Here is a 1,757-nt window from a genome sequence, read left to right as displayed (position 1 = left end):
CCGGCAGCTTCCGTGGTTCTCGTTTCAATGACAACAGTGTTACCGATGCCTCATTCATTGTCAACACGTACAGGTCAAAAAAATAGGCCAATCGGCCTTTTGTTTTTCTTTTCCCAAGTCGCGTGTAATTCTAGACTCCCCTACGTCTTCGCCTCCTCAGAGTCGAAAGACTTGGAGAGTCTAGCATTTTTACTAGCGAAAATCAAAATTATTTAAATTAATAAAATCAATGAGATACCAACTCATTAACAATCAAGTAACCGTAAAATATGAGCAAAAACGGCTCCAGCCCTTCTCCGGTAAGGAACGGGAAAGATTTAACAATGTTGCAACCGATTTAACATGGGTAAAATTGGCAGGTAAGCGTGGTGATTTGGTGGTAAAATAGACAGGCACTAAGGAGGAATGAATGAAAGAAACTCTTGGTCAAAAACAGCGCCGATTCACTCGCATGATTGCTGAACTGATCACCTTTGCTTATGCCAATGGCTACGAGCTGACAGTGGGTGATGCATACCGAGACCCGCGACTGCATGGCGACATGGGCGTTAAGAAAGGCTATGGCCACGCATCTAGCAACCACAAGCAACGACTAGCTATCGACTTCAACCTGTTCAAGGATGGCAAGTTCCTTACCAGCACTGAAGACCATCGACCGCTTGGCGAATTCTGGGAGTCCATTGGCGGCTCATGGGGTGGGCGCTTCAACGACGGCAACCACTACTCTGTCGAACATAACGGGGTGAAATGATGCAATGGCTAATTGATCACATTGGCGACATCGTGGAAATCGCTAGCCTGGTAGTCGCAATCGCGGCCATCATCGCCAGCGCAACGCCAACACCAAAGGATGACGGCATCGTGCTGATGCTGCGCAAGATTGTGGACATTCTGGCGTTTAACTTCGGGGGTGCGAAGAATGCGAGCAATAGTGGCAATACTGGCGACAATCCTAAGAGCGGTTCAGGCGTGGCAGGCAAAAAATGAATCTGCGCGGATTAATGACAATCCTCGTGATGCTTGGGAGCGCAAGTTTGGCCGGGTGCGCAAATCAGAATCCGTGCCTGACTCCGACGGTGGACGCGACGGAGATGAAAACGGGGATACTAATCTCCGATGAAGGGCTGAAAGATCTGCTACGCTATATAGAGTGTCTCGAAGCAAGGGGGTGATCCTATCTTGTTGAGGCCGCAGGCCAACGCTGTGAAGCGCCCAAGTTGATATGCCGTAATGAAACGGCGAGTTTCGCTACCACTAGCCCATCTCCGGATGGGCTTTTCTATTTGTGTTGACATAAATAATTCCAACATATAGCATCACAAAGTCAACATTTGGAGGTTTTATGCACTCAACCATGCCTAGCGAGAAATACGCGTCACGCGCACTATGCGAAGCGCGGCTGGCCGGACTTGGATATCGCAAGATCGGCAAGGACGAATACACCACCGGAAACAGGTATGCGCGCATTGAGAAATCGGTGCGCGGAGGTAGGCAGCACACCATCCGATTTGGCCTATCTGTCAAGTAACGTTCACGTGTGTTAAAATAAACCCCATCATCACCGGTGGGGTTTTTCATGGGCTACCAAAAGACATCAAGCGGACTACTTGTGCCGCATGGCGCGATCACGGCACCCGCCGAGACATACCGCGCTGACAGCTGGGTTAACGGCGCGTCAGGGATGGGCATTGCTGGCCTTGACAAGACCACCGCCACGACCTATTCATCATGGGGTTTCTCGCTGCACCGCACGCAGC

General features: G+C 50.2%; 3 protein-coding genes. All 3 read left to right on the top strand.

The genetic code is table 11. From position 1 onward, the window contains the following. Positions 1–409: 409 nt before the first annotated feature. Positions 410–751, top strand: a complete 342-nt coding sequence (locus ACRDDY_RS02460; protein WP_438563387.1) for a M15 family metallopeptidase — start codon at positions 410–412, stop codon at positions 749–751. After that, the gene (locus ACRDDY_RS02455; RefSeq protein WP_438563386.1) at positions 751–987 is read left to right on the top strand and encodes a hypothetical protein; all 237 of its coding nucleotides are present in this window, start codon (positions 751–753) and stop codon (positions 985–987) included. Before ACRDDY_RS02460 ends, ACRDDY_RS02455 begins: the two co-directional genes overlap by 1 nt. Positions 988–1,576: 589 nt before the next feature. Further along, positions 1,577–1,757 (top strand): hypothetical protein (locus ACRDDY_RS02450; protein ID WP_438563385.1); only part of this gene is annotated, 181 nt, incomplete at its 3' end.

Origin of the sequence: Clostridium sp., assembly GCF_051656525.1 — a bacterium.
GTDB lineage: Bacteria > Bacillota > Clostridia > Clostridiales > Clostridiaceae > Clostridium.
Note: the sequence above shows the minus strand (reverse complement) of the source record. Positions and strands in the feature narration are given on the sequence as shown.